At 29.8% G+C, this 3,131-nt stretch carries 2 protein-coding genes, 2 tRNA genes and 3 rRNA genes; 6 read left to right on the top strand and 1 reads right to left on the bottom strand.

What is annotated here, in order from left to right; translation table 11 throughout:
• The first annotated feature begins 23 nt into the window (after window positions 1-23).
• The 4 genes from rrf (H8R92_RS12885) to H8R92_RS12870 all read left to right on the top strand — a co-directional run bounded on the left by rrf (H8R92_RS12885) (window position 24) and on the right by H8R92_RS12870 (window position 669).
• Window positions 24-140, top strand: a 5S ribosomal RNA gene (gene rrf, locus H8R92_RS12885).
• Window positions 141-146: 6 nt separating this feature from the next.
• Window positions 147-222, top strand: a tRNA-Lys gene (locus H8R92_RS12880).
• 249 nt (window positions 223-471) lie between these two features.
• Window positions 472-588, top strand: a 5S ribosomal RNA gene (gene rrf / locus H8R92_RS12875).
• Window positions 589-593: 5 nt separating this feature from the next.
• Window positions 594-669, top strand: a tRNA-Lys gene (locus tag H8R92_RS12870).
• Window positions 670-741: 72 nt separating this feature from the next.
• On the opposite strand, the gene H8R92_RS12865 is transcribed toward H8R92_RS12870, so the two are convergent.
• Complete coding sequence (locus H8R92_RS12865; protein WP_186835662.1) at window positions 742-1,509, bottom strand: signal peptidase II; 768 nt, start codon at window positions 1,507-1,509, stop codon at window positions 742-744.
• 134 nt (window positions 1,510-1,643) lie between these two features.
• Here H8R92_RS12865 and H8R92_RS12860 point away from each other — a divergent pair, with 134 nt between their 5' ends.
• Entirely contained in the window at window positions 1,644-2,453 is an 810-nt protein-coding gene (locus H8R92_RS12860) for a pyruvate, water dikinase regulatory protein (protein ID WP_022211421.1), read from the top strand.
• Between the two features lie 570 nt (window positions 2,454-3,023).
• Window positions 3,024-3,131 (top strand): 16S ribosomal RNA (locus H8R92_RS12855); the annotation flags it as partial.

Raw genomic sequence — 3,131 nt, 5'->3', positions numbered from 1 at the left:
CGAAGATTTGGAGAATCATAGCATCTGGTGATGATGGCGTAGAGGAAACACTCCTTCCCATTCCGAACAGGAAAGTTAAGCTCTACAGCGTCGATGGTACTGCACGGGGGACTGTGTGGAAGAGTAGAACGTTGCCAGGTAAATATGCATCATTAGCTCAGTTGGTAGAGCACCTGACTCTTAATCAGGGTGTCCCGGGTTCGATCCCCTGATGATGCACCATAAATCCTAAACATTTTGTTTAGGATTTTTTTGGTTTTAAGAAAGAAAGTTTTTATATTGAGTAATATTTCTTTCTTAAATTATTGAATTTTATTTTTTTATAACCCGCATAAAATAAAGGTTTTTAGAGAATTATATAATATAAAAAAATAAAAAATGAAAAAAGTTAAAAAATATGTTGACATATGTATATAAAGTCTATATAATAAGTAATTGTTGAGAGCAAAACTCAGCAGACAAAATAAAACATCTGGTGATAATGGCGTAGAGGAAACACTCCTTCCCATTCCGAACAGGAAAGTTAAGCTCTACAGCGTCGATGGTACTGCACGGGGGACTGTGTGGGAGAGTAGAACGTTGCCAGGTAATACGGTTTACTAGCTCAGTCGGTAGAGCACTTGACTTTTAATCAAGGTGTCCGGGGTTCGATTCCCCGGTAAGCCACCAAAATCACTTCTGAAAAGAAGTGATTTTTTAATAAGAACTCGCTTAGCATTATATAGATAAAAAGAAAAGGCATTAAGCCTTTTCTTTTTTTTCTTTTCTAAATATATCGTTTTTAATAAATACTAAGAACTTTTTGATAGATTTTAAATCATCTTTAAAAGTTGTGTTATTATCATCATTTAAAAAGTCTTCTTTATATATAAGAATTATGAAGAAGAATAATCCTAAATTAATATACAAATCTTTTATATCAGCAATAAATAAATTACTTATACCAATAAAATCTAAACTTCCACCATAGAATATTTTGTCAATTAGTGAACAAAGGGCTCCGCTTAAAACAAATAGGAAGCTCATATCACTCCAGAAGCTCTTTATATTTCTAGAGCGTGAATAGCGATATAATTCAATAAGTAGAAAAATAAAGATAATGTTTGAACTAATTAATATTGTAAAATTCCCATTAAAATTAAACCTAGCATTAAGCCATGAGCCATGTGTGTTGATAATAGGATTAAAATATAAGAAATTAGGAATTAATTCTACGAAGCTATGGAAGAAATTAAATTTAATGATAAGTTTAATTCCTTGATCAATAATCATAAGGATGAGAAAAATTATAAATAATTCCTTGTTTTTAATTCCACCTGAATATCTTCTTTGAATGCAATATATTATAAATCCAACAAAAGCAAAGAGAAATAATAAAGAAAGATTTAAGCATATATCATATAAAGATTTAATTCTTCCAGTAAATAACTCAAATAAAAAATAAACAAACCACATAAGTGGCAATATGCCTATAATTAATAATTTTTCCTTGTCAAATTTCTTGCGCATATAAACCTCCAAATATAAGTAATATATAAATGATTTTAGCATACATAAAGTAACAAATCATTAGACATAATAATTTATTTGTGAAAAATTGGTATAATAATACATATACAGTAATTAAAGAAAGGGGAGAATTTATGTTAACTATTTATGCAGTGTCAGATTCTATTGGAGAAACAGCAGAGCAGGTGGCACAAGCTGCAGCAAGTCAGTTTGATGATGAAGTAGAAGTAAGGAGAGTACCTTATATTAAGACGTTAGAAGATGTAGAAGAACTTATTAAAGAAATAAGAGAAATAAAAAATGTAATGGTAGTTTCAACAATAATAACAGTCAATGTAAGAGAATATCTAACTGAAAAGGGAGTTGAAAATAATATATGGGTAGTTAATGTTTTAGGGCCTATAATAAATGTTTCTTCTTCTATATTAAATAAACAACCACAATATAATCCAGGTGCAATGTGGAAGACAGATGAGACATACTTTAAAAGAATAGAAGCTATGGAATTTGCTATGCAGTATGATGATAGCAAAGATTATAGAGGGTTGAAGAATGCTGATGTAGTTTTAATAGGGCTTTCTAGAACTTCCAAGACACCACTTTGTATGTATTTAGCTAATAAAGGGATAAAGGCTATTAATATTCCACTAGTACCAGAAGTAGGAGTACCTGATGAGATTTATGAAATTGATAGAGATAGAATCTTTGCTTTAACTATAGATCCAATGCAACTTATAGAAATAAGAAAAAGAAGATTAGATAAATTTAAAAGAATACCTACTACAATAGAATATGCAGGAGATGCTAGAATTCTAGATGAGTTTGATTTTGCTGATAGGATAATAAGACGTCTAGGATGCAGGACTATAGATGTTACTCAAAGAGCCATAGAGGATACAGCATTAATAATAATTAAAACTCTTACAAAAGAGAAGAAAATATAAGGGAATAATGATTTAATTATAAACTGTTGCTTTAAATTAAGAAGAACATTAAGGCAACAGTTTTTTTATTTAGAAATTTATGAATATAATATATGTCTGTATTATGTACTAACCTATTTCTTTTTCAAATAGTATTATTTTTGTATAAATAACTATTTATTGAAGCTAAATAAATAATAGATACAATACTCTTATCCAAGTGTATCACAATGTAATATAATGAGTATAATGGCGAAAGTAGGAGAATATTAATAATAATTATTAATATTAATGATATTCAATGAATTTTTGAAATAATATAGATGTTAAACTAAAACACGTCGATAGGGCAACAAACAACAGTAAAGTTGCTAAAACGACAAGCATCTTCATCAAATAAAGAAATGTTACAAAAACTTTGAAAAAAGTGTTGACAAGTAACAAGATTAAATGATAAGATAAAGAAGTCGCTTGAGAGCGACCAAGATAAATGGTCTTTGAAAATTGAACAGAATATAGTTAATATAAAACCAGCAATTCTTTTAAGTCTTATAAAGACTCAAAGTAATTTGAGCAAAATAGATTAAACTTTTTATTGAGAGTTTGATCCTGGCTCAGGACGAACGCTGGCGGCGTGCCTAACACATGCAAGTCGAGCGAATGAAGTTCCTTCGGGAATGGATTTAGCGGCGGACGGGT

This window comes from Clostridium lentum (assembly GCF_014287815.1).
Lineage (GTDB): Bacteria > Bacillota > Clostridia > Clostridiales > Clostridiaceae > Clostridium > Clostridium lentum.
Note: the sequence above shows the minus strand (reverse complement) of the source record. Positions and strands in the feature narration are given on the sequence as shown.

Bases quoted from the DNA above. Each gene is read 5' to 3' on its own strand.
- H8R92_RS12865 (WP_186835662.1), bottom strand. From the start codon at position 1,509: ATGCGCAAGAAATTTGACAAGGAAAAATTATTAATTATAGGCATATTG.
- H8R92_RS12860 (WP_022211421.1), top strand. From the start codon at position 1,644: ATGTTAACTATTTATGCAGTGTCAGATTCTATTGGAGAAACAGCAGAG.